This is a genomic window from Sphingomonas sp. UV9 (assembly GCF_004101245.1).
Lineage (GTDB): Bacteria > Pseudomonadota > Alphaproteobacteria > Sphingomonadales > Sphingomonadaceae > Sphingomonas.
Genome location: NZ_SCIN01000003.1, coordinates 842669 through 866472 on the forward strand (window position 1 = coordinate 842669; position 23804 = coordinate 866472).

Annotated in this window: 25 protein-coding genes; 18 read left to right on the plus strand and 7 right to left on the minus strand. The window is 67.0% G+C overall.

Annotated features, from left to right (window positions below; genetic code table 11):
* Window positions 1–56: 56 nt before the first annotated feature.
* A complete protein-coding gene (gene lnt / locus EQZ23_RS16170; protein WP_128455413.1) occupies window positions 57–1589 on the minus strand; it encodes an apolipoprotein N-acyltransferase in 1533 nt (510 codons plus the stop codon).
* A 378-nt stretch (window positions 1590–1967) separates the two neighbouring features.
* Here lnt and EQZ23_RS16175 point away from each other — a divergent pair, with 378 nt between their 5' ends.
* Window positions 1968–2387, plus strand: a complete 420-nt coding sequence (locus EQZ23_RS16175) for a VOC family protein (protein ID WP_128455414.1) — start codon at window positions 1968–1970, stop codon at window positions 2385–2387.
* A 27-nt stretch (window positions 2388–2414) separates the two neighbouring features.
* Window positions 2415–2717, plus strand: a complete 303-nt coding sequence (locus tag EQZ23_RS16180) for a polyhydroxyalkanoic acid system family protein (protein ID WP_128455415.1) — start codon at window positions 2415–2417, stop codon at window positions 2715–2717.
* Between the two features lie 24 nt (window positions 2718–2741).
* Here the strand turns inward: EQZ23_RS16180 and EQZ23_RS16185 are convergent, their stop codons facing one another.
* From EQZ23_RS16185 to EQZ23_RS16195, 3 genes are read right to left on the minus strand one after another with little or no spacing between them, the layout of a single operon-like run.
* Window positions 2742–3263 carry a biliverdin-producing heme oxygenase gene (locus EQZ23_RS16185; RefSeq protein ID WP_128455416.1) on the minus strand — a complete coding sequence of 174 codons (522 nt, stop codon included), beginning with the start codon at window positions 3261–3263 and terminating at the stop codon, window positions 2742–2744.
* The gene (locus tag EQZ23_RS16190) at window positions 3260–3448 is read right to left on the minus strand and encodes a CstA-like transporter-associated (seleno)protein (RefSeq protein ID WP_128455417.1); all 189 of its coding nucleotides are present in this window, start codon (window positions 3446–3448) and stop codon (window positions 3260–3262) included. The genes EQZ23_RS16185 and EQZ23_RS16190 overlap by 4 nt, the downstream gene beginning before the upstream one ends.
* Window positions 3445–5499: a carbon starvation CstA family protein gene (locus EQZ23_RS16195; RefSeq protein WP_128455418.1), complete on the minus strand. Its 2055-nt coding sequence runs from the start codon at window positions 5497–5499 to the stop codon at window positions 3445–3447. The genes EQZ23_RS16190 and EQZ23_RS16195 overlap by 4 nt, the downstream gene beginning before the upstream one ends.
* A gap of 330 nt (window positions 5500–5829) precedes the next feature.
* Here EQZ23_RS16195 and EQZ23_RS16200 point away from each other — a divergent pair, with 330 nt between their 5' ends.
* The gene (locus EQZ23_RS16200) at window positions 5830–6069 is read left to right on the plus strand and encodes a hypothetical protein (RefSeq protein ID WP_128455419.1); all 240 of its coding nucleotides are present in this window, start codon (window positions 5830–5832) and stop codon (window positions 6067–6069) included.
* Window positions 6062–7048, plus strand: a complete 987-nt coding sequence (locus tag EQZ23_RS16205) for a sensor domain-containing diguanylate cyclase (protein ID WP_128455420.1) — start codon at window positions 6062–6064, stop codon at window positions 7046–7048. The genes EQZ23_RS16200 and EQZ23_RS16205 overlap by 8 nt, the downstream gene beginning before the upstream one ends.
* A 52-nt stretch (window positions 7049–7100) precedes the next feature.
* On the opposite strand, the gene pyk is transcribed toward EQZ23_RS16205, so the two are convergent.
* Complete coding sequence (gene pyk, locus EQZ23_RS16210) at window positions 7101–8564, minus strand: pyruvate kinase (RefSeq protein ID WP_128455421.1); 1464 nt, start codon at window positions 8562–8564, stop codon at window positions 7101–7103.
* Between the two features lie 79 nt (window positions 8565–8643).
* Between pyk and EQZ23_RS16215 the strand changes: the two genes are divergently transcribed.
* The 4 genes from EQZ23_RS16215 (at window position 8644) to EQZ23_RS16230 (ending at window position 10251) form a co-directional block, all read left to right on the plus strand.
* On the plus strand, window positions 8644–8946 hold the full coding sequence (locus tag EQZ23_RS16215; RefSeq protein WP_128455422.1) for a DUF1244 domain-containing protein: 303 nt from the start codon (window positions 8644–8646) through the stop codon (window positions 8944–8946).
* 159 nt (window positions 8947–9105) lie between these two features.
* Window positions 9106–9348, plus strand: a complete 243-nt coding sequence (locus EQZ23_RS16220) for a DUF2312 domain-containing protein (protein WP_197942503.1) — start codon at window positions 9106–9108, stop codon at window positions 9346–9348.
* 92 nt (window positions 9349–9440) lie between these two features.
* Window positions 9441–9725, plus strand: coding sequence for a DUF1294 domain-containing protein (locus EQZ23_RS16225; RefSeq protein WP_128455424.1), 285 nt, complete (start codon window positions 9441–9443; stop codon window positions 9723–9725).
* An 82-nt stretch (window positions 9726–9807) separates the two neighbouring features.
* Window positions 9808–10251: a nuclear transport factor 2 family protein gene (locus EQZ23_RS16230; RefSeq protein WP_164913471.1), complete on the plus strand. Its 444-nt coding sequence runs from the start codon at window positions 9808–9810 to the stop codon at window positions 10249–10251.
* 4 nt (window positions 10252–10255) lie between these two features.
* Here EQZ23_RS16230 and EQZ23_RS16235 read toward each other — a convergent pair whose 3' ends face one another.
* Window positions 10256–11719 (minus strand): ATP-binding protein, encoded by a 1464-nt coding sequence (locus EQZ23_RS16235; RefSeq protein ID WP_128455426.1) that lies wholly within the window; start codon window positions 11717–11719, stop codon window positions 10256–10258.
* Window positions 11720–11831: 112 nt separating this feature from the next.
* Here EQZ23_RS16235 and EQZ23_RS16240 point away from each other — a divergent pair, with 112 nt between their 5' ends.
* The 5 genes from EQZ23_RS16240 to ruvA all read left to right on the plus strand — a co-directional run bounded on the left by EQZ23_RS16240 (window position 11832) and on the right by ruvA (window position 15743).
* Window positions 11832–12377, plus strand: a complete 546-nt coding sequence (locus EQZ23_RS16240; RefSeq protein ID WP_128455427.1) for a DUF1003 domain-containing protein — start codon at window positions 11832–11834, stop codon at window positions 12375–12377.
* A 30-nt stretch (window positions 12378–12407) separates the two neighbouring features.
* Window positions 12408–13151 (plus strand): YebC/PmpR family DNA-binding transcriptional regulator, encoded by a 744-nt coding sequence (locus EQZ23_RS16245; RefSeq protein WP_128455428.1) that lies wholly within the window; start codon window positions 12408–12410, stop codon window positions 13149–13151.
* A gap of 209 nt (window positions 13152–13360) precedes the next feature.
* The gene (gene ruvC, locus EQZ23_RS16250; RefSeq protein ID WP_128455429.1) at window positions 13361–13867 is read left to right on the plus strand and encodes a crossover junction endodeoxyribonuclease RuvC; all 507 of its coding nucleotides are present in this window, start codon (window positions 13361–13363) and stop codon (window positions 13865–13867) included.
* A 216-nt stretch (window positions 13868–14083) separates the two neighbouring features.
* A complete protein-coding gene (locus EQZ23_RS16255) occupies window positions 14084–15073 on the plus strand; it encodes a hypothetical protein (protein ID WP_164913472.1) in 990 nt (329 codons plus the stop codon).
* 70 nt (window positions 15074–15143) lie between these two features.
* Window positions 15144–15743 carry a Holliday junction branch migration protein RuvA gene (ruvA, locus tag EQZ23_RS16260; RefSeq protein WP_107963179.1) on the plus strand — a complete coding sequence of 200 codons (600 nt, stop codon included), beginning with the start codon at window positions 15144–15146 and terminating at the stop codon, window positions 15741–15743.
* 182 nt (window positions 15744–15925) lie between these two features.
* On the opposite strand, the gene EQZ23_RS16265 is transcribed toward ruvA, so the two are convergent.
* Entirely contained in the window at window positions 15926–16834 is a 909-nt protein-coding gene (locus EQZ23_RS16265; protein WP_128455431.1) for a 2-hydroxyacid dehydrogenase, read from the minus strand.
* Between the two features lie 53 nt (window positions 16835–16887).
* On the opposite strand from EQZ23_RS16265, the gene ruvB reads away from it, so the two are divergent.
* The 5 genes from ruvB (at window position 16888) to tilS (ending at window position 23608) form a co-directional block, all read left to right on the plus strand.
* Complete coding sequence (gene ruvB, locus EQZ23_RS16270) at window positions 16888–17913, plus strand: Holliday junction branch migration DNA helicase RuvB (RefSeq protein WP_128455432.1); 1026 nt, start codon at window positions 16888–16890, stop codon at window positions 17911–17913.
* Between the two features lie 221 nt (window positions 17914–18134).
* Window positions 18135–20408: a phosphoenolpyruvate--protein phosphotransferase gene (gene ptsP / locus EQZ23_RS16275; protein ID WP_128455433.1), complete on the plus strand. Its 2274-nt coding sequence runs from the start codon at window positions 18135–18137 to the stop codon at window positions 20406–20408.
* Window positions 20409–20517: 109 nt separating this feature from the next.
* A complete protein-coding gene (locus tag EQZ23_RS16280) occupies window positions 20518–21483 on the plus strand; it encodes a RodZ domain-containing protein (protein WP_128455434.1) in 966 nt (321 codons plus the stop codon).
* Between the two features lie 96 nt (window positions 21484–21579).
* Complete coding sequence (locus EQZ23_RS16285) at window positions 21580–22512, plus strand: tetratricopeptide repeat protein (protein ID WP_128455435.1); 933 nt, start codon at window positions 21580–21582, stop codon at window positions 22510–22512.
* A 127-nt stretch (window positions 22513–22639) separates the two neighbouring features.
* Window positions 22640–23608, plus strand: coding sequence for a tRNA lysidine(34) synthetase TilS (gene tilS / locus EQZ23_RS16290; protein ID WP_128455436.1), 969 nt, complete (start codon window positions 22640–22642; stop codon window positions 23606–23608).
* The last annotated feature ends 196 nt before the right edge of the window (window positions 23609–23804 follow it).

Below are 23804 nucleotides of genomic sequence, written 5' to 3' on the forward strand. Positions count from 1 at the left end.
GCCCGCCGACGAACTGCCGGTAGAGCGTCATATAAGGAAAGCTTTATATGACGCTTCTAGCGTTGGCGACGGCGCAGGGCAACCGCGCTTGCAAGCATCAATGCAGCGACGATCGCCGCCATCGCGTTGCCGACGCGTGAGAACAGCGTGGGGGGCAGCGCGGACGGCATCGGTCGCTCGATCGCCCCGGCGGTCTCATGCGGTACGGTCGCGACCAATCGGCCATCGGCGGCGATGATCGCGGAGATTCCGGTCGGCGTTGCGCGCAGGATCGGCAACCCTTCCTCGATCGCGCGCATCCGGGCTTGGGCCAGGTGCTGCGGTGGGCCCCACTTGCCGAACCACGCGTCATTGGAGGGATTGAACAGGATGCGTGGCCGGTGTGCGCGATCGACGACCTCGCCTGAGAAGATGATCTCGTAGCAGATCTGCATGCCGATCGAGCCGAAGCCGGGCAGCGTCAGGTTTGCGGGGCCCTCGCCCGAGGTGAAGTCGATATCGCCGGGCACCAGGCGCGCGAGCCCGAGCGGCTTCAGCAGCCACGGCATCGGCAGATACTCGCCATATGGCACGAGGTGCGCCTTGTCGTACCGCCCCCGCAGCCGCGCCTGTGCGTCGAGCGCGAACACCGAATTGGCCGCGCCGGAAATCTGATCCTTGGCGTTGAACTCGAGTGCGGTGCCGCCGATCAGCAGGATATCCTCTGGGCCCAGCAGCCGCGCCATGCGCCGGCGGAGGTAGAGCGGGCTCGACCAGCCATAGGCGTAGAACGGATAGCCATCCTCGACGTAATCGCGGACGACGCCTTCCGGCCAGACGACGAGGCGGGGCGTGGCGCCGCCCTGGCCGGATAGTTTCTCCAGCGCGGAGAGAACGCGTTCGCCGTCCGTTTCGCTGCGGTCTTCCTGGCCGATATCGGGCTGGACCACGCGGACCAGTGGCGCGTTGGGCAGGGGTGGGGGGGCATTGGTCCACAACGCGGATAGTCCGGCAAGGCTCAACGCGGGGATGGCGACCGCCGGCAGGCTCCAACGGCGGGCGGCCAGCATCAGCAGCGCCCCCGCGGCGACTATCGTTACTCCCGACAAGGCGTAGGTGCCGATCCAGGCCGACAGCCGCGCGACGCCAATCGCGGGCAACCAGACGACGCTCAGCGGATCCCAGGCATAGCCCGTGAACAGCGTCGCGCGCAGCCACTCGGTCGCGATCCAGGCGGCGCCGAAGACCAGCACGAACGTCGCATCGGGGGTGCCGGGGCGCCGTGCGATCCGCCACACGAGTCCGGCCGCCAGCATCGGGAACAGCGCCAGATACAGCGCCAGCCCGACCGCCGCGAAATAGCCCAGTACCGGCGGCATCGCGTCCTGGAAGTCGAACGCGTGCTGGAACCAGTTGTTGTTCACGGTGAAGTGCCCGAGCCCGAACATCCACCCGCGCCAGAGGGTATTGCGCAGGGTCGGAGCATCGTGGACGAGCTTCATCCACACCGCGAACGCGATCAGCGTCAGCGGCCAGAGATCGAGCGGGGCGAAGCCGGTGGCGGCGATCGCGCCGAGGATGAGGCAGGCGAGGGCGGGGAAACGGGTCACGCTGGCGCTATGGCGTGGCGGGGAGAGGCGGGCAATGTTTTCGGTGGGATGGGGGGCTCCAGTCCTGAAAAGCTGCCCCAGCCTCCAGCACCACCCCGGCGGGGGCCGGGGTCCAGTTAGGGGACGTTGCTCACTGAGCGGAGCGCTCCATTACTACCACCTTTCCACCTGGGCCCCGGCCTCCGCCGGGGCGGTGCGGTATGGTTGGGCGAGGTGTGCCGTCCCGGCCCTGTTTCCCCGCGAAGGCGGGGACCCAGACTGGGCTCCCGCCTTCGCGGGAGAACACCGAAGGGCGACCCTCGATTATTGTGGTGGGTGAAAACCCCCCCGCAATCCCCCGGGTCGACGAACCCGCCATCCCAACCTATCCTCTGCCGCATGACCCTACGCCCCTTCCACCTCGCCTTCCCGGTCCACGACCTCGCCGCCACGCGCAGCTTCTACGGCGCGACGCTCGGCTGTCGCGAAGGTCGCTCCAGCGACCAGTGGATCGATTTCGACCTGTTCGGCCACCAGATCGTCGCGCATCTCGACCCCTTGGCCAAGCCCGTCGCGGTCGCCAATGCGGTCGATGGCCACGCCGTCCCCGTGCCGCATTTCGGCGTCGTCCTGACGATGGACGACTGGACCACGCTGTCCGAGCGCGTCACCGCGGCCGGCGTCAAATTCGGGATCGCGCCCTATGTCCGCTTCAAGGGCCAGCCCGGCGAGCAGGCGACGATGTTCTTTTGCGATCCCAGCGGCAACGCTCTCGAGTTCAAGGCGTTCGCCAACGACGACATGCTTTTCGCCACGTAAGGCCAACACCCAATTCAAGGATCCCACATGGCCAACCCCATCACCGTCGACGTTCCCCATCAGCTCGGCAAGGCGGCAGTCCGCGCGCGGCTCGACGGCGGCATCGACAAGATCAGCGCCAGCATCCCCGGCGGCTCGGTGACCGATCATCGCTGGGACGGCGATACGCTGCACTTCACCATCCAGGCGATGGGCCAGACGATCGCCAGCGCCGTTACCGTGTTCGAAACCAACGTCCACGCGGTCGTCGACCTGCCCGGCATCCTCGGGCTGTTCGCCAGCAAGATTCAGGACGTGATCCGCAAGGAAGCGCCCAAGCTCCTGCGCTGAGCCATGCAGTACGCCGGGGGCGAATCAGGCCTCCGGCGCGCGCCGATAGAGCGCAAACGCAGCCTTCGCGCCTGCGACCGCATCCGCAATCCACGCTTCGTCGGCAGGCTGCCGGTCGATCGCGGCCAGCAGCGTACGCCATTCGCCCGACAAATGCCTGGCGCCGAGATAGGCCGAGGGCATCCCGTCGCGCACCGACCGCGACAACATGATGCCGCCGAGGCGCGACCCCTCGACCACGTACATCGCGCCCCATCCGGCCGCCTCGCTCGGCGCCAGGTCAAAATTCATAGGCACGGGCATCTCCTCACCCAAAGCGGCGAGATCGGCGGCAAGCGCCTCGACTCGCGATCGGACCACCGAAAGACCGGGAATGCCGTCCAGCCAGGCCTCGACCGCAGGCAGCGCCCTGGCGTGCGCGATCAGGAACGCGCGGTAATCGTCCGCATCGCGCAAATCATAGCGGCCGAACCCGGCATCGACCGCGTCGTGATCGCTCGCCGTCGCGTCCCGCAGCCGTGCGACGGTCGATCCGGTGTCGGTCAACAGCAGCGCCCCCCGCCCTTGCTGCCGTAGCGCGCCTCCTGCCGATCGCGAAAGAAGGTGCGCTCATCCATCGGCGGGTGGTCCGGATGCCGCTCTGCCATGTGCTGGCAATAGGCGGTGTAGGACGGCACGCCGACCATCAGCAACGCGGTCTCGCGCGCTTTCGCGTACAGCGCGCGGATCATTCTGCCGCCACCAGCTGCGGCGGGACTTCCGTCACCGTCGGCCGATCGATCTTCAGCGCCGCGAGGCACGTCCGAATCCCGAAGAACACGATGGACAGCACCACCGCCAGGAACAGCGCACAAAGCCCCGCGTCGATCCGGTCGTTCAGCACGATCCGCTGCATCTCCGCCATCGTCTTGGCGGGCGCGAGCACTTCGCCCCGCGCCGCCGCGTCCGCGAACTTCGAGGCATGCGCAAGGAAGCCGATCTTCGGGTCGCTCGCGAACAGCTTCATCAGCCCGGCGGTGATCGTGCACAGGCACAGCCATGCGGCGGGCAGGATCGTCACCCACGCGTAACGCTGGCGCTTCATCCGGAACAGCACGACGGTTGCGAGTACGAGTGCGACCGCGGCGAGCATCTGGTTCGAGATCCCGAACAGCGGCCATAGCGTGTTCACGCCGCCAAGCGGATCGGTGACGCCCTGATACAAGAAGAAGCCCCAGGCAACGACACATAGCGCGGTCGCGATCAGCCCCGGCACGATCGCCGAGGCATTCCGGAACGACGGCACCGCCAGTCCGATCAGGTCCTGCAACATGAACCGCCCGGCACGCGTCCCCGCATCGACCGCGGTGAGGATGAACAGCGCCTCGAACAGGATCGCGAAATGATACCAGAACGCCTTCATCGCCGGCCCGCCGACGAGGTGGCTGAAGATCTCCGACATCGCCACCGCCAGCGTCGGCGCGCCACCGGTGCGCGATACGATCGTCGTCTCGCCGACGTCCCTGGCGGTCTGCGCGAGCAGTTCAGGGGTGATCGGGAAGCCCATCGCGGTGACCGCGGTGGCGGCCGAGGCGAAATCGGTGCCGACCACCGCCGCCGGGCTGTTCATCGCGAAATACACGCCGGGATCGAGGATCGACGCACCCACCAGCGCCATGATCGCGACGAAGCTCTCCATCAGCATCGCGCCGTAACCGATGAACTGCGCGTCGCCTTCGCTGGCGATGAGCTTCGGCGTCGTCCCGCTCGCGATCAGCGCGTGGAAGCCGGACACCGCGCCGCACGCGATCGTGATGAACAGGAACGGGAAGAGGCCACCGGACCAGACCGGGCCGCTGCCGTCGATGAACGGGGTCAGCGCTGGCATCTTGAGCGGCGGCGCGACGACCGCGATGCCGATCGCGAGCGCGACGATCGCGCCGATCTTGAGGAAGGTCGAAAGGTAATCGCGCGGTGCCAGCAGCAGCCACACCGGGAGGACGGAGGCGACCGCGCCATAGCCGACCATCAGCACGCAGAGCTGCACCGGGGTCAGCGTGAACAGTGGCGCGAGCGTTGGCGACGCGGCCACGGTGCCGCCGTAGACGATCGCCGCGAGCAGCCCGATCACACCGAGAGCGGAGACCTCGCCGACCTTACCGGGGCGGATCCAGCGCGTGTAGATCCCCATCATGAACGCCAGCGGGATCGTCGCGGCGACCGTGAACAGCCCCCACGGGCTACCGGCGAGCGCGCGGACGACGATCAGCGCGAGCACGGCGAGGATGATGACCATGATCGCGAACGCACCGATCAGCGCGATCACGCCGGGGATCGCGCCCATTTCCATGCGGATCAGTTCGCCGAGCGACCGCCCGTCGCGGCGCATCGAGATGAACAGGATCATGAAATCCTGCACCGCGCCGGCGAGCACGACGCCGGCGAGTATCCAGAGCGTGCCGGGAAGATAGCCCATCTGCGCGGCGAGCACCGGCCCGACGAGTGGTCCCGCACCGGCGATCGCAGCGAAATGGTGGCCGAAGAGCACGTTGCGGTCGGTCGCGACGTAATCGAGTCCATCGGCGCGGCGCAGCGCTGGGGTCACGCGCGACGGATCAAGCTGCATAACGTGGCGAGCGATATACCGTGCGTAGAAGCGGTATGCGATCAGCTGGACCGAGACGGCGGCGGTGACGATCCACAGCGCGTTGACATGCTCCCCGCGCTCGAACGCGACGACCGCAAGCGCGCAGGCCGCGAGCAAGGCAAGTGCGCCCCAACCGATCTTCTCGCGTAATGTCATGCGTTTGCCCCCGTGCTGTCTTGTGAGCGACATCGCGTATTCGCGACGTGAGCGCTAGCCCCCCCCCGCGGTCGCGTCTCGACTGCGCTCCACCCCGTCGAATGCCAAGCCCCAATGGGAAGGTTGGTCGTAACGGAGCGCCGAGCGTCTTCATCACCGTCCGCCAATCGGGTTCCGGCGTTCGCCGGGGGCGGGAGACGTGGTTGCCCTTGACGACTCTTTACAACTTCGGCCGGGAGCGTCGAAGATTCGGGGCCGTCTTGGTCTGCGGAGAGTTCTATTAACCAGTCCGCGCTATACTAGAATTGCCTGTCACCCAGAGGATGATCCGTGCGCATTACCGAACTTCATCCCACCCCTACCGACGCCGAACCGCTCGATATACCGGCAGAGTTGCTCGACAGCGTGCGGCGTCATCAAAGCCATCTGGCGAGCCTCGTCGCGAGCCTGCGCGCCGCTGGCCTGTCCGAGGACATGGTCGATGCGAGCGTGCGTACGCTCGTCGACAGCTATGCCGAGGAACTGACCGTCGCCGTCCGCGGCCTGATGAAGGCACCGCCGCATGCATGACACCCGGCTGTACGACGACGATGCGCGGATCGCGGCGCTGCACCGTCTCAACGTACTCGATACCGCCGCGGAGAAGCCGTTCGAGAAGATCGTGACGCTCGTGCGCACGGTGCTGGCCGTGCCGATCGCCACGGTGACGTTGGTTGATCGCGATCGACAGTGGTTCAAGGCCCAACGCGGGCTCGACCAACAGGAGACTCCGCGCGCGATCTCGTTCTGTACGCACACCATCCAGCAGCGCGAGCCGCTGGTCGTCGAGGACGCGCATCTCGATCCGCGCTTCGCTGGCAGCCCGATGGTCGTCGGACCGCCGCATATCCGCAGCTATGCCGGCATTCCGTTGCGCACGCCCGAGGGCTATAACGTCGGCTCGCTCTGCGCGATGGACACGCGCGAACGGCGATTCAGCCCCGCGGACATCGCCATCCTCTCGAATTTCGCCAACATCGTCTGCGACGAACTCGAGTTGCGGCTGATTGCGCAGGTCGATCACCTGACCGGTGCGCTTACCCGGCGCGGGTTCGTCGAACAGGCCGAACGTGAGATGGCGCGGTCGCGTCGTTACGAGCGGCCGAGCGCGCTGGTGATGCTCGATGTCGATCACTTCAAGTCGGTCAACGACACCTATGGGCACACGATCGGCGACCAGGTGCTGCACCAGCTCGCCAAGCTGGCCGAGGCCACGCTCCGCCCGATCGACGTATTCGGCCGGCTAGGGGGCGAGGAGTTCGGGATCCTGCTGCCCGAGACCACCGCGGACGAGGCGCTGATCGTCGCCGAGCGCCTCCGCGAAGCCATGGCCGGATACGCGATGCAGCTATCGAATGGTGCGCCGCTCAATGTCACGGCCAGTTTCGGTGTCGCCGAGCTGGCGCCCGCTATGACCTCGGTCGCGACCTGGATCGAGCAGGCCGACGCGGCGCTCTACGCGGCCAAGGCCGGCGGTCGAAACTGCACGAAGCTCGCACTGGTCGAATAGGCGTCGGCGTCGCCGACCGGAAGACACCGGCGACATCGACAGAACCAGTGCCTCAGCGCTGCGAGTGATGGCCCTTCAGCTCGTCGCCAACGATCCGCACCACGTGCAGGACGTTGGTCGAGCCCGGCGTCCGGAACGGCACGCCCGCGAGGACGATGACGCGATCGCCGGCCTTCGCCATGCCGTGACGCAACGCCATCCGCTTTGACTTCGCGACCATGTCCTCGAACGACTCGACGTCGCGCGTGTGGACCGCATGCGTGCCCCACAGCAGCCCAAGCCGCCGCGCGGTATCCTGGTTCGGCGTCAGCACCAGCAGCGGCACCGACGGACGTTCCCTTGCAATACGCCGCGCGGTCGAGCCCGAGGTCGTGAAGCAGATGATCGCCACCGCCGACACGGTCGCCGCGATGTTCTTCGCCGCCTCGGCCAGCGCATCCGCCGTCGTCGGATCCGGCTTCATCACGGTGAAGTGCATGCGGTCGCCATGCTCCGGGTCGCCCTCGACCGACACGCCGATCGCATCCATCATCGCCACCGATTCGACCGGCCACGCGCCCGCCGCGCTTTCGGCCGACAGCATGATCGCGTCGGCACCGTCATACACCGCGGTCGCGACGTCGGACACTTCGGCGCGCGTCGGCGACGGCGAGGTGATCATCGATTCGAGCATCTGCGTCGCCACCACGACCGGGCGACCCATCCGCCGCGAAACCTCGACGATCCGCTTCTGCAACGGTGGGACCGCCTGGGGCGGCATCTCGACGCCGAGATCGCCGCGCGCGACCATCACGCCGTCGCAGGCCTCGACGATCTCCTCCAGCCGCTCGATCGCCGCCGGCTTCTCGATCTTCGCCATCAGCGCCGCCTTGCCGCCGATCAGCTTGCGCGCTTCCCACAGATCCTCGGGGCGCTGGACGAACGACAGCGCGATCCAGTCGACGCCCTGGTCGACCGCGAAATCCAGGTCGCTGCGGTCCTTCGCGGTCAGTGCCGCCATCGGCAGCACGACGTCGGGCACGTTCAGCCCCTTGCTGTTCGACAGCGCCCCGCCGACCTCGACGCGAGTCGTGATCGCGCGCGGGCTATGGGACACCACGCGCAGCACGAGCTTGCCGTCGTCGAGCAGCAGGCGCGCGCCCGGCTCGATCGCGGCGAAGATCTCGTCATGCGGCAGCTCGACGCGGGTCGCGTCGCCCGGCGTCGTGTCGCGGTCGAGCACGAAGGTCGAGCCGGTTTCGAGCACCGTGCGCCCGCCCTCGAACTTGCCGACGCGCAGCTTCGGGCCCTGCAGATCGGCGAGGATGGTCGAGGGGCGACCATATTCCTTTTCGAGCGCGCGAATCGCCTGGATCACGGCAATCTTCGACTGTTGGTCGCCGTGGCTCATGTTGACGCGGAACGCGTCGGCGCCGGTGCGGAACAGCGTTGCGATCATCTCGGGCGTGCTGCTGGCAGGGCCGAGCGTCGCGAGGATGCGGACTTTCCGCGAACGGGGTGCGATGGCCATGGTCATGCTTGCGTTTCCTGGGGAAGGTCTTTGCCGCGACGGGCCTTAGCCCCTATCTGCGCTGGATCAACCACGGAGCGTATAAATGACCCCCGATCGCCTCGATACATTGGACGATACCGTAGCGGCGCAGGCGTTCCGCCGCCTCGTGCGCCACCTGCGTCACCGCGACGATGCACAGAATGTCGACCTGATGGGTCTCGCGGGATTTTGTCGCAATTGCCTGTCCGACTGGGTCGAAGACGCCGGCGACCTGTCGAAGGATGCGGCACGCGAGACGGTGTACGGGATGCCGTATGCGCAGTGGAAGGCGCACCACCAGGGCGACGCGACGCCCGAGCAGCTCGAACGGATGCGGCTGAGCGTCGCGAAGAACGCGGTCGACTGAACCGGGGTCGCTTGAGCCGCGAACGGTTAACGCCTAGACGCGGCGCCGCATTCGCAGCGGCGTGATTCATCGGCGGTCGTTGGGCCCCGGTCGCCGCCTGCGGGTATGTGTTTCGAGCGAATGGGGACGAGTATCATGACGGACGAACGCCAACACGGCATGGGCGGCGGCGCGGTCGCCGCAGACGAACTGCGTCTGCTGATCGAGCGCGCCGAGCGTCTCGAAGAAGAGAAGAAGGGTATCTCGGACGACATCAAGGACGTGATGGCCGAAGCCAAGGGCCGCGGCTACGACCCCAAGGCGATCCGCAAGATCCTGTCGATCCGTAAGAAGAAGAAGGAAGAATATCAGGAGGAAGAGGCGATCCTCGAGGTGTACCTCCAGGCACTGGGAATGATCTGAGGATCTGCTGATTTTGCGCGGTGCCTCTCCCCCGATCTGTCGTCGGGTTGCGAGGAGGCGCCGCGTTAACTCTGCTGATGCACCGGTAGAGAATGCTTCTCCCGATCTTCGCGGCATTCGTCCTGTTCCTGGTCGTCAACCTGATCACGATCGCCGCGTTCGCGATCGACAAGCGGCGATCGTCGACCGGCGCATGGCGCATCCCCGAATCCCGCTTGCTCTGGTTCGCAGCGCTCGGCGGCAGCCCGGGGGCGTTCTGGGCGCGCCACCGCTTCCGCCACAAGACGCGTAAGCAGCCTTTCGTCGGGCGGCTTCAACGCATCGCGATGGTTCAGGTCGGCGTGGTCGCCGGGCTCGCGATCGCTTTCGCGCTATGACGTAGGCCTCCTCCACTCGGGATTGATGCCCCTGCGCAACCGGTGTATTGCTGTTATGCGACATTGCAGCGGGGGGGCGAGCATGAGACTAGTCATTGGGGTTGCGGCTGCATTGTTGACGAGCGCGCCAGTCGCTGCCCAATCGGTCGACGCAGACGCGAAAGGGCTGGCGCAAAAGGCCGAGGCGTTCGTCCGGGTCCGCAACCAGTTCGATCAGGCGGCGATGACCGCGATGATGGCGCCCGACTATCAGGAGGTGTCCCCCATCGGCGAGGTCGATTCTCGCGACCGGGTGATCGGCTTTTACGCCGCCGACAAGAAATCGCCCGCGCCGCCGATGACGATCACCGAGACCGTCGCGCGACCCGCCGGCACGATCGGCGTCGTGACGATGCGGATCGCCTATACGATGCCCGGCAAGGACGGCCAGACGCAGACGCGCGCGCTGCGCGCCGGCTTCGTCGCGCGGCGGATCAACGGCGATTGGCAGTTCGTGTCGTTGCAGTTGACCCCGATCCGCGGATGACGCCCTAAGCCGCCTCCGCCGGCAGCGTCGTCCAGCCCAGACCTGGGATCGTGATCGAGCGCTTGCCCGCCAGATCGGTGCGGCACACGATCAACTCGCGGCTTTCGATATAGCCGATCAGGCGCTTCACGCGGCCGATCGAACTCGTGCCGTATGTCGCCGCGATGCGCGCATCCGACGGACATGGTTCGCCTTCGCGCGCGGCGCGCGCAACCAGCAGGAACGCGCCGAGCATGTCGTCGGGTAGCCCGCTCGCGACGTCGAGCGCCGCCGTCCACGCCTTGTCGGTCATGTCGAAGATGCCCGCGCGCGCGCAACTGAGACGCCGTACGAAGCCGGGCAGGTCGAGCGGCGGCTTGGCGAGGCCGCCCATCCGGCAGCGCACCTGGAAATCCTGGAACAGCACCGACGGCGGCCGCAGCGTCGATTCGGGATCCTCGACGATCGCGCGGAACACGTCGGCATAGACCGCCTCGACCTCGTCGTCGGTCTTCTCTGGCGGCGGCGGTGCGGCGGTGCGCGGCTCGGGCGGGCGGGCGATGCCGTCGAGCAGTTCCTCCGCCGGCACGCGACGCGGGCGCGAATCGAACATCAGGCCCAGTTCTGGCGCGTCGACCACCGGCTCGGACAGCAAATCCTGCAGGTCCATCGGTGCTGCGCTGGGGAGCGGCGTGAGCTTGGGGCTGCCGCTGCGTGCGGAGGTTTCGACATCGCCGATCTTCACCGTGATCGGCCGGCGCGACACCGCCGGCCCGAGCGCCATGAACGTCCCGCGCTGGAGATCGCGAATCGCTTCCGCCTGGCGCCGCTCCATACCGAGCAGGTCGGCCGCGCGCGCCATGTCGATGTCGAGGAAGGTGCGGCCCATCAGGAAGTTCGACGCCTCCGCCGCGACGTTCTTCGCCAGTTTCGCGAGGCGCTGAGTCGCGATCACGCCGGCAAGGCCACGTTTGCGGCCGCGGCACATCAGGTTGGTCATCGCCGCGAGCGAGGCACGGCGCACCTCCTCCGAAACTTCGCCGCCGGTGACGGGCGCGAACATCTGCGCCTCGTCGACCACCACCAGCACCGGATACCAATGCTCGCGCGGTGCATCGAACAGCGCGGACAGGAACGACGCCGCACAGCGCATCTGCCCCTCGACCTCGAGCCCCTCGAGGCTCAGCACCGCCGAGGTGCGATGTTCGCGCAACCGGGTGGCGATGCGCGAAATCTCGCGTTCGCTATAGTCGCCCGCCTCAATCACGACGTGGCCGTGCGGGCCGGCGAGCGTAACGAAGTCGCCCTCCGGATCGATCACGATCTGCTGGACGTGCCCCGCCGATCGCTCGAGCAGCCGGCGCAGCAGATGCGACTTTCCCGATCCCGAATTGCCCTGCACCAACAGGCGCGTGGCGAGGAGTTCCTCCAGGTCGACACCGACGGCACTACCATTGCCGTCGGTGCCCATATTCACGCTAACCGTCATGCCGCGCGTTTGGCAGGTGCGGGCGCATCGGGGCAAGGAGTCTTTGTCGGTTCGGTCGCAAGTCCCGCTTTGCGCGCTGGCATAATCCGCAATCCCGGTTAGGCCACCCGCCATGGCCACCAATCAATCCCCGCTGGACGACCTTTCGCAACGGTTGCTCGGCAAGGCGCCGGGCGAGCTCGACGACGAGCAGCGCCGCGTTCTTGCCGGGATCGAGGCGGGCACCACCGTCAGTCGCGATGCAGCCGACCTGTCGGACGAGCGGGCGACGTTCGGCGAGCGGCTGTCCGACCGGGTCGCGAAGATCGGCGGGTCGTGGGGGTTCATCATCGCCTTCACCGCGGTGCTGATCGGCTGGATGCTGCTGAACTCGGACATTCTCGCGCATTTCGGGCGGGCGTTCGATCCCTATCCCTACATCTTCCTCAACCTGTTGCTGTCGACCGTCGCGGCGATCCAGGCGCCGGTGATCATGATGAGCCAGAACCGGCAATCGGCAAAGGACCGCCTCGCCGCCAGCCTCGACTATGAGACCAATCTGCGCGCCGAACTCGACATCCTGCGCGTGCATCACAAGATCGACCACCTGGTGCTCGACCGGCTCGACGCGATCGAACGGAAGATCGACGCTCTGGCGAAAACGGCCTCACCGTCCTAAAGCCACCGCATCACGCTATTAGAGGCACAGATGGCAGGCCATTCCAAATACAAGAACATCATGTATCGCAAGGGCGCGCAGGACAAGAAGCGCTCGTCGGCGTTCAGCAAGCTCAGCCGCGAGATCACGGTCGCGGCCAAGATGGGCCTGCCCGACGTCGACATGAACCCGCGGCTGCGCGCGGCGGTGAACGCGGCCAAGGCGGCGTCGTTGCCGAAGGAAAACATCCAGCGCTCGATCGACAAGGCGAGCCGCGGCGATGCGGAGAATTACGAAGAGATCCGCTATGAGGGCTTCGGCCCCGGCGGCGTGTCGCTGATCATCGAGGCGCTGACCGACAACCGTAACCGCACCGCGACCAATGTGCGCGTCGCGGTCGGCAAGAACGGCGGCAACCTCGGCGCTGGCGGTTCGGTCAGCCACGCGTTCGACCGCGTCGGGCTGATCTCGTATCCCGCTAGTGCAGGCGATGCCGACACGGTGTTCGAAGCGGCGCTCGAAGCGGGTGCCGAGGACGTCACGTCGAGCGAGGACGGCCACGAGGTCTGGACCGCGCAGGGCGACCTTCACGAGGTCGCCAAGGCGCTTGAGGCGAAGCTCGGCGAAGCGGAAGGCGCAAAGCTCGCCTGGCGTCCGCAGATCATGGTCGCGGTCGAAGCCGACGACGCGGCGACATTGTTCAAGCTGATCGACGCGCTCGACGACGACGACGACGTGCAGACCGTCTGGGGCAATTACGAAATCTCCGACGAGATCATGGAGTCGCTGGGTTGAGCCATTGAGATGAAGACGGTGGGTTCACGCGGAGACGCGGAGACGCGGAGAGTTGTGCCGTGTGGATACGTCTTCCGCGCCAGGGGCCTCGTATCTTTCGGCCAGCCCGATGAAGTGACAGTCCCGCTGACGCGAGACGATCGCCAAACCCGCGACACCTCCGCGTCTCCGCGTCTCCGCGCGAACCAACCTTCTCCTTCTACCTACGCATGATCATCCTGGGACTAGACCCCGGCCTCGGCACCACAGGCTGGGGGGTCATCCGTGCCGACGGCAACCGTCTCAGCCATATCGCCAACGGCCAGATCAAGACCGATCCGTCGATGGCGCTGCCGCGTCGCCTCACCGCGCTGTACAACGCGCTGATCGACGTCATCCGCACCGAACGCCCCGACGGCGCCGCGGTCGAGGAAGTGCTCGGCAACACCAACGCGCAATCGACGCTGAAGCTCGGCCAGGCGCGCGGCGTCGTGCTGCTCGCTGCGGCGGGAGCAGGGCTGCATATCGGCGAATACCATCCCTCGACCGTCAAGAAGGGCGTCGTCGGCACCGGCGGCGCGGACAAGAAGCAGATCCAGGCCATGATGGCGGTGCTACTGCCCGGCGCGAAGCTCGCTGGCCCCGATGCCGCCGATGCACTGGCCGTCGCGATCACCCACGCGCATCATGTCGCCAGCGCGGCCGCCTTTTCGCGCCGGAGCGGCATCGGCGCCTGATCGGCGCGTACCCTCGATTGTATCCGCAGGTATAGGCAAGCAAACAGGTGGATTTTCCACCCACGCCGTTCATGCACATCTCGACGAAATCTGGTTCGTTTTGGACTATGTTTTTGCGAACCCCGGTATGAACTCATTCCGGTTAGGTTTTTATAGCCAAGCATCAATTGCTGTGGCAGCGCGACCGTGCGATTAATTTAGATTAAGGGCGCGATAATGCGGGTGGAAGACGTGCGGGGCGGCACGAACGGCGGTCATGTTTCTCCCTCGGCATTTGCGATGCCCGAGGGCATGGCGATGCGCTACGACCTGCCCGATCCGGCATTGTCCGACTATCTGACCGGGTACGCGATCTACGCGTCGGGAGATCGCACGCCGATGCTCAACTGGTATCTGCCTGCGCCAGCGATGATCTCGGTCGTCGTCGATGCCGGCCAGTTGACCGTGTCGATCGGCAACCATCGGTTCGGCCCGCTGGATCGCGCCAGCTTCTATGGACCGACCAGCCGTGCCTTCCGAACCGAGACGCACGGTGGGATCGCCGTGGGGATCGGCCTGAGCGCGCTTGGCTGGTCGCGGCTGACTGCGCGTTCGGCTGGCGATTTCCACAACCGGGTGGCACCGCTGAGTGCTGCCCTCGGGTCGGAGCTTTCCGCCCGCCTGATCGAGGGGCTCGACGCGCTCGACGACGATACGCTGATCAAGCCGCTGCTCGACGAGGTTTTCTGCGGCCTGTTCGATCGTCCGCATCCGCGCGACGAACTCATCCGGGCGTTCACGGCCTTGACGGTGACCGATGGCGTGATCGAGATGAGGGATGTCGCGGATCGGCTCGATATCCCGACGCACGAACTGCGGCGGATGGCGACGCGTCACTTCGGGATGCCGCCCAAGCTGTTGCTGCGGCGCGCGCGGTTCCTGCGCTCGTTCATTCGCCTGATCACTGCCGACGGTCTCAGCGATTACTCGATGATCGACAGCAGCTATTTCGACGCGTCGCATTTCCTGCGCGATGCCGGCACGTTTCTCGGCACGACGCCGCGCCGCTTCATCGCCTCCGACACCGTTTTCCTGCGGGCCAGCCTGCGCGCGCGTGCCGCCGTGATCGGCGCGCCCACCCAGGCTCTCCACGGTGTCGCAAGACCTGCGGCACCTGCGATAAACCGGTCGCCCCCTGAAAAGGATCGCCCGCGGCCGATTGCGTGATGCGCTGCCCAGTCCGTCGGGCGCTTTGACAGGATGACGGCGCGCGCCCTTTGTTCTACCGCGTGATCCAATGATCGTGCATCTCAAAGGACGGCTGGATTCGACCGGCATCGACCATGCCGTGATCGACGTCGGCGGCGTCGGCTATCTGGTCGGCGCGTCGGCGCGCACCCTGTCGGCGCTCGGGCCGATCGGCGAGGCATGTACGGTGTTTACCGAATTGCTCGTCGGTGAGGATTTCCAGCGGCTTGTCGGGTTTTCTAGCGCGGACGAGCGCGACTGGTTCCGGTTGCTGACGGGCGTCCAGGGGGTCGGGGCACGGGTTGCATTGGCGATCCTGTCGGCGCTGGAACCGGTCGACCTGAGCCGTGCGATCGCCAGTGGCGACAAGGCGATGGTGGCGCGCGCCAATGGTGTCGGGCCGAAGCTTGCCCAGCGTATCGTTATGGAATTGAAGGACAAGGTCGGCGGCATCGCGCTCGGGCTTGGGCCTGCGGTGGTGAACGCCGCGCCGGGGGCATCGGCGGATGCGGTGTCGGCGCTGCTCAACCTCGGGTTCCGGCCGAACGAGGCGAGCGTCGCGGTGGCTGCGGCGGACGAGGAACTGGGGCCGGGAGCCTCGCTCGACGCGCTGGTCCGGCTGGCGCTGCGCAAAGCGTCGAAGTCCTAGCTTTACCGCGAGTGCAAGTGGCGAACCTTTCGATCCTCCCCCGCCAGGGGGAGGTGGCTGGCACTTGCCAGACGAAGGGGAGGTAGGCGACGACAACCTCTGTTCCGTGTCCTCCCCCTCCGTCACCTTCGGCGACACCTCCCCCTGGCGGGGAAGGATAGGAAATTATGATCCGGGGTGTTTCAAAGCGGCGTGAGCAGAGCCTTCCCCGCGAAATGCGCGTCGAGATTGGCGAGCACCAGCGCCGCCATCGAGGCCCGGCCATCGACCGTCGCGCTGCCCTGATGCGGCGACAGGACGACGTTCTCCATCGTCTTGAGCGCATCGGGAACGGTGGGTTCGTCGGCAAACACATCGATCCCCGCGCCCGCGATCGTCCCAGCCGCGAGCGCGGCGATCAAGGCGGTTTCGTCGACCAGGCTGCCACGCGCGATGTTCACGAAGATCCCGTCTTCCCCCAGCGCCGCGAGGACTGTGGCATCGACGACGGCCCGCGTCGCGTCGCCACCGGGTGCAGCGATGATCAGCACGTCGCAGGCGGTCGCGAGCGACACGATGTCGGCATGGAAAACGCCGTTGAAATCCGGTTTCGCGGAGCGTGCGGTATAGTGGAGTTCGCCGGCGAACGGCCGGGCGCGCGCCGCGATCGCCTTGCCGATCCGGCCTAGCCCGAAGATGCCGATCCTTCGCCCGCTCGCGCGTCGAGAAAGATCGACCTGCCACCCGCCGTCGCGCACCGCGCGGTCGTTGGCGACGATCCGCCGCTGCACCGCCAGCATCAGCCCGATCGCGAGGTCCGCGACGTCGTCGGTCAGCACGTCCGGCGTCGTGGTTACGGCGATGCCGCGCGCTCTGGTCGCGGTGAGGCCGATGCCGTCGTGGCCGACGCCGTGGATCGCGACGATCTCCAGCGCGGGCAGGCGATCGAGCAATACGGTATCGACCACGCTGGTCCCGCCGCCGACGATCGCCCGCGTCGTCGCTGGCGGATCCTTGCGGTGCAGCGTGAAGCGCTCGGCCAAGGCCGCCTGCAATGTCGGCGAGACTCCGGTGATCAGATAGAGATCGGGATGTGCGGTTTCGTTGGTCATGACCGACCATAGCCGCCTTGCCCCCGTCACCGCGAGCGCGCTAACGCGGGCAGGTGACCGATACAGACCGCATCCTGACCGCTGCCAAGCGTCCCGAAGACGTCGACGCCGCGCTGCGTCCAAAGACGCTCGACGAATTCGTCGGGCAGAAGGCGGCGCGCGAGAATCTACGGATCTTCATCCAGGCGGCGAAGTCGCGTGGCGATGCGCTGGATCACGTGCTGTTCTTCGGCCCGCCGGGGCTCGGCAAGACCACGCTGGCGCAGATCGTCGCGCGCGAGATGGGGGTGGGGTTCCGCGCCACGTCTGGGCCGGTGATCGCCAAGTCGGGCGATTTAGCCGCGCTGCTGACCAATCTCGAAGACGGCGACGTGCTGTTCATCGACGAGATTCACCGGTTGCAGCCCGCGGTCGAGGAGGTCCTCTACCCGGCGATGGAGGATCGTGCGCTCGACCTGATGATCGGCGAGGGGCCGTCCGCGCGCTCAGTGCGGATCGACCTGCCGCGGTTCACGCTGATCGGTGCGACGACGCGGCAGGGGTTGCTGACGACGCCTTTACGCGATCGTTTCGGGATCCCGGTGCGGCTGCAATTCTACACGGTCGAGGAACTGGAGCGGGTGGTGACGCGCGCGGCCGGACTGCTCGGGCTGGGGATCGCCAAGGACGGCGCGATGGAGATCGCGCGGCGGGCACGGGGTACGCCGCGTATCGCCGGGCGGTTGCTGCGCCGGGTGCGCGATTTCGCCAATGTTGCGGGGCACGAGACGGTCGATGCGCGGGGGGCGGACGCGGCGCTCAACCGGTTGGAGGTCGATTCGCTCGGGCTCGACGCGATGGACCGGCGTTATCTGATGATGATCGCGGATATCTATCGCGGTGGACCGGTGGGGGTGGAGACGCTGGCGGCGGGCCTCAGCGAACCGCGCGATACGATCGAGGAAGTCATCGAGCCGTATCTGATCCAGTTGGGCCTGATCGCGCGGACCGCACGGGGGCGGTTCCTGAACGCGGGGGGGTGGAAGCATCTTGGGCTGAACCCGCCGGCCGGCAGCCAGGACGGGCTGTTCGACGCGTAACTGCTCGCTTCCGCTCTACCTTGTTTCCCCGCGAATGCGGGGACCCAGACTGGGCTCCCGCCTTCGCGGGAGAACAAGGAAGCAGCCGCCGCCGGTTCGATCTGCCGACCAACGTTCTCCGCTTCCCTTGCAAGAAGCCACACCCGAAGATCGATCGAACTTGGGCGCGACACTGCTTTTGTTGCGTGGCACCCGGGCGCTTCATCTGATAGCCATCCCAAATGCCCCTTTCGGCCGCCGCCTCCGCCCGCGAAATTCTCACCAGCCTTCACGACGTGATGGCGTCGCGCACATCCGCGCAGGCCAAGCTGAACGCCGTCGTCGGCATCATCGCCACTGCGATCGACAGCGAAGTCTGCTCGATCTACCTGTTGCGCGAAGGCGTGCTCGAACTGTTCGCCACGCGCGGGCTGGATCAGGCTGCCGTCCATGTCACCAAGCTCGCGCTTGGCGAGGGGCTCGTCGGCACGATCGCCGAGGACGTCGAGGTTCTCAACCTCGACGAAGCCGCCAGCCACCCCGATTTCGCCTACAAGCCCGAGACCGGCGAGGACCGCTTCCACAGTTTTGCGGGCGTCCCGATCATCCGCCGCGAGCGTTCGGTGGGGGTCCTGGCCGTCCAGCACACGGATCGTCGCAGATATGCCGACGTCGAGATCGAGGCGTTGCAGACGGTCGCGATGGTGCTGTCCGAACTGATCGCCAACGCCGGGCTCATCGACACCACAGGGGGCGGCGCGGACCGGCCACAGTCGACCGCGGCGATGCGCATCCCCGGCCAGAAGCTGGTCGACGGCATGGGGGCGGGCTTCGCGGTCTATCATCAGCCGCGGATCACGATCGAGCACACCGTCGCCGAGGACACCGACGCCGAGCGCCACCGCGTCTACGCGGCGTTCGACAAGATGCGCGAAGGCATCGACCGGATGACGCGCGAGGCCGAATTCGGCGTCGGCGGCGAGCATGTCGAAGTGCTCCAGACCTACAAGATGTTCGCCTATGACGAGGGTTGGGCCCGGCGCATCAACGAGGCGATCGATTCGGGTCTCACCGCCGAGGCCGCGATCGAGCGCGTCCAGCAACGCACCCGCCAGCGCATGCGCCAGATCGATGATCCGTTGCTCGCCGACCGGATGCACGACCTGGAGGACCTGTCGAACCGACTGCTGCGGATCGTCTCGGGCCAGATGGGCACTGCGGCGCAGCTCGGCCTGCGCCAGGACACCATTCTCATCGCGCGCAATCTCGGCCCCGCTGAACTGCTCGAATATGACAAGCGCCGGCTCAAGGGCGTGATCCTCGAAGAGGGCTCGCTCACAGCGCATGTCACGATCGTCGCGCGCGCGATGGGCGTGCCGGTGCTCGGCCGCGTCCGCGACATTCGCCGCCTCGTGGCCGAGGGCGACATGCTGTTGCTCGACAGCGCCGAGAGCAACGTGTTCGCGCGGCCGTCGGCGGCGATGGAGGAGGCGTTCGAGGCGCGGCTGGCAATGCGCCAGAAGCGCAAGGCGGCGTTCGCAGCGCTCCGCGACGTGCCGCCGATCACCAAGGACGGCCACCGCCTGACGCTGATGGTGAACGCAGGCCTGCGTGACGACGTGGCGGCGCTCGACGTCACCGGCGCGGACGGCATCGGCCTGTTTCGCACCGAGTTCCAGTTTCTCGTCTCCGCCACGCTGCCGCAGCGCGAGCGCCAACAGCGGCTGTACCGCGAAGTGCTCGACGCGGCCGGCGAGCGTCCGGTGATCTTCCGCACCGTCGATATCGGTGGCGACAAGGCGCTGCCGTATCTCAACAAGGAAGATGCCGACGAGGAGAACCCGGCGATGGGCTGGCGCGCGCTGCGCCTCGGCCTGGAGCGCGACGGGTTGATGAAGGTGCAGGCGCGTGCGCTGCTGGAGGCGGCCGCCGGTCGCACGCTCAACGTGATGTTCCCGATGGTCAGCGAGCCCTGGGAGTTCGACGAGGCCCGCGCGCTCTTCGAAGCACAGCGCAAATGGCTGGAGGGACGCGGACGCAAACTGCCGCTCGCGATCCGCTATGGCGCGATGCTGGAAGTTCCGGCGCTCGCCGAGATGCTCGACGTGCTGCTGCCGCGAATCGAGTTCCTGTCGATCGGCACCAACGACCTGACCCAGTTCCTGTTCGCCGCCGATCGCGCCAACCCGAAGCTCGCCGAGCGCTACGACTGGCTAAGCCCGTCGATCCTCCGCTTCATCGCGCGGCTGGTGCCGCCGACCCGTGACGCCAAGGTCGATCTGGCGGTGTGCGGCGAAATGGGCGGGCGGCCTTTGGAAGCGATGGCGCTGATCGGACTCGGGATCGAGCGGCTGTCGATCACGCCGGCAGCCGTCGGCCCGATCAAGGCGATGACGCGCTCGCTCGATCGTGCTGCGCTCACCCAATACATGACAGGGCTGCTGGCTGATCCGCCCCGCGACATGCGCGGCGCGTTGACCGCGTGGGCGACCGAAAATGGCGTTGAACTCGTCTGAGGGCCCGAAACCGGCGGTTCTGGGCCGCGTGCGCGTTGACACGGCTGGGGGGCTCTGAAAGACGGGGGACATGACGGGCAACGTTACGCAGCCCGCTTCGGAGACAAGAATGGACGAGGTCGAAACCGGCCAGAACGCTACGCCCGCTGTACCAGAGCGTGCTGGCGACATTCTTCGGAACAGCCGCGAGGCGCAGGGCTTGAGCGTCGCGGATATCGCCGCGCGTACGCGCGTGCCGCTGCGCCATCTCGAGGCGATCGAGGCATCCGACTATACCGCGCTGCCGTCCTCCACCTACGCGGTCGGCTTCAGCCGCGCCTATGCGCGCGCAGTCGGCGTCGACGAGGTGCGGGTCGCACAATTGGTGCGCGAAGACGTCGCCAAGCTCGGCCGCCGCACGCCCGAATACGAACCCTATGAAATGACCGATCCGTCGCGCGTGCCCTCGCGCGGGATCGCGATCGTCGCGCTTGGGATCGCGATCGCGGTGCTGGTGCTGGTCGGCCTCTGGTACGGCACGGACATGTTCCGCGGATCGGGCAATTCCCCGACCGAGACACCGGTTGCGCAAACCGCGCCGAACCCTGCCGCACAGACCGCGCAACCCGTGCCTGCCCCCGCGACGCCCGCGAACGGCCAGGTCACGCTGACCGCGTCCGACGAGGTGTGGATGCGCGTCTACGATGCCGACAACAAGACGCTCTACCTCGGCACGATGAAGCCGGGCGAGAAGTTCGACGTGCCCAAGGATGCGAAGGACCCGATGATCAACATCGGCCGCGCGGACAAGCTGGCGGTGACGCTCAACGGTGCCGCCGCGCCGGCGCTCGGCACCGGCGAACGTGCGATCAAGGACGTCCGCATCGGTGCGCCTGCGATCGCCGCACGTCTGGCAGGCACGCCCGAGCCCCAGCCTGCGACGCCGACCGCGTCAACCACGCCGTCTGCCGCCGGTGAGCGGTCGCGCGCCAGCGGTTCGCGTACGTCGCGTCGTCCCCTGACCGAGACGCAGCGCGCCAACCTGGACGCAGCCGCCAACCCGCCGCCCGTTGCCACGGCGACGCCGACTCCGTGAGCGCCGGGGGGCATCGCCAGGGCCTTAAGGCTGGCGACAGGATGGGTAGTGCAGCTATACCCGGACGATTAACCAATCCACCGGGGGGTGTGGCCCATGCGTAAGTCAATTCTGATCGGCGTCTGCCTCGCGGCCCTGGTGCCGACGAGCGTCCAGGCGCAAAATGTCGAGGGCCGCGTCGGCAAGCTCGAAAGCGAAATGCGCGCGGTCCAGCGGAAGGTCTTCCCGGGTGGTTCGGGCCAGATGCTACAGCCCGAAGTGCGCGCACCGCAAAGCGAGCGGGGGCCCGGACCCGGATCGCCTGCGACCAGCGCGCTTGCCGACGTGAACCAGCGCGTGACGTCGCTCGAACAGCAGATGACTTCGCTCACCGAGCAGATCGAGCAGAACCAGAACCGCACCCGGCAGTTGCAGGATGCGTTCGACAATTACCGCCGCTCGAACGACGCGCGGATGAAGACGCTCGAAACCGGCCCTGCGCCGATCGCTGCGGCTGGCGGCCCGACCGAGGCCGATGACCAGTCGAGCGCCGGCCCTTCGAATAATGGTCCTTCGCGCCCGACGACCCGCCCCGAGACGGCGTCGACGCCGGACACCCCGGCCCCCATCAGGGTTTCGGTCGAGAAGCCTTCCACCGGCGATCCGGCGGAGGACGAATATCTGTACGGTTACCGCCTTTGGGACGCCAAACAATATCCGCAGGCACAGGCGCAGCTGAAGAAGGTCGTTGCCGACTATCCGAAGAGCAAGCGCGCGAGCTATGCGCAGAACCTGCTCGGCCGCGCGTATCTTGACGAGGGCAAGCCAAGCCTCGCGTCGATGGCGTTCTACGACAATTACAAGAAGATGCCCGATGGCGAGCGTGCGCCGGACAGCCTGTTGTATCTTGGCCAGGCGCTGACCAAGCTGAACAAGCCAGCCGATGCATGCAAGGTGTATGACGAGCTGACCGACGTCTATGGGGCGAAGATGGCCTCGGCGATGAAGGGGCAGGTTGCCGCCGGGCGCAGCGCGGCGAAGTGCAAGTAAACCGAGGCTTGTGCATGACGCCGGCCTCTGTCTTCTCCGTCATCTCGGGCTTGTTCCGGAATCCACCGTTCCACATTCTCCCCGGCCTGACGGTACGGGCACGGGTGGATGCCGGAACGAGCCCGGCATGACGGAGGAGGGGCGTAGGTTCGCCGCCGACTTCGCGCGCCTGGCTAGCGATATCACCAACCCGCTGTTCGCCGTTTCCGGTGGCCCCGACAGCATGGCGATGCTCACCCTCGCGCACGAAGCGCTTCCCCCCGGCTTCACGGTAGCGAGCATCGACCACCGCCTCCGCCCCGAAGCGGTGGAGGAGTCCGCCATGGTCGCCGCGCATTGCGCAACCCTCGGCATCCCCCACACCACGCTCGCGCCGACCGAACCGATCACCGGCGCCAGCATCCAGGCGCAGGCGCGCACTACGCGCTACGCCCTGCTCACCGAGCACGCGCGCGAGATCGGGGCAGGCGCGCTCGTCACCGGCCATCACGCGGACGACCAGGCCGAGACGTTCCTCATGCGCGCCGCCCGCGGTTCCGGCCTCGCGGGCCTCGCCGGCGTCCGCGCGCGTACGGAAATCCACGGCGTTAGGGTGATCCGCCCGCTGCTCGACTGGCGCCGCGCCGAACTCCGCGCGATCGTCCGCCGCGCCGAAGTGCCGTTCTTCGACGACCCTTCGAACCATGACGATCGTCATGATCGCACGCGTTTCCGCCGGTTGCTCGGCGAGAACGAATGGCTGGGCACGCCCAACCTCGCACGCGCCGCGGCCGCGCTCGCGGAGACCGATACCGACGTCCGCGCGATGGTCGAATGGATCTGGACCGAACGCGCCAAGGTGGGCCACGACGAGGTGAAGCTCGCGGTCGAGAACCTTCCCCGCGAAATCCTCCGACGGCTGGCCCGCCGCGCGATCGGCACGGTCCGCGCCGAGGCCGGGATCGTGACGCCGGAGTGGACCGAAGCCGCGAATATTGAAAAGCTGCTCGACTCGCTGCTGGCCGGCAAGCGCACGACGCAGGCCGGCATCATCGCCAGCGTCCGCGGCGACGTCTGGCGGTTCCGCGAGGCACCACCGCGTCGGGCTCCGTCTTAATCGCCGCTCGAACGCCCACCTTTATGAACGTGACGATCCGTTCACACTGATCAACGCAAGTCGCGTGTTGTTCCATTGCCATTAACCTGCGCACGCTTATCTTGTGCGGTGAAAGGTATCGTGCACCCATGAACGACAACGAGAACCGCGGGCAGAAGCCCCAGGGCCCTGGAAACGGAGGCCCCGGCAATGGCGG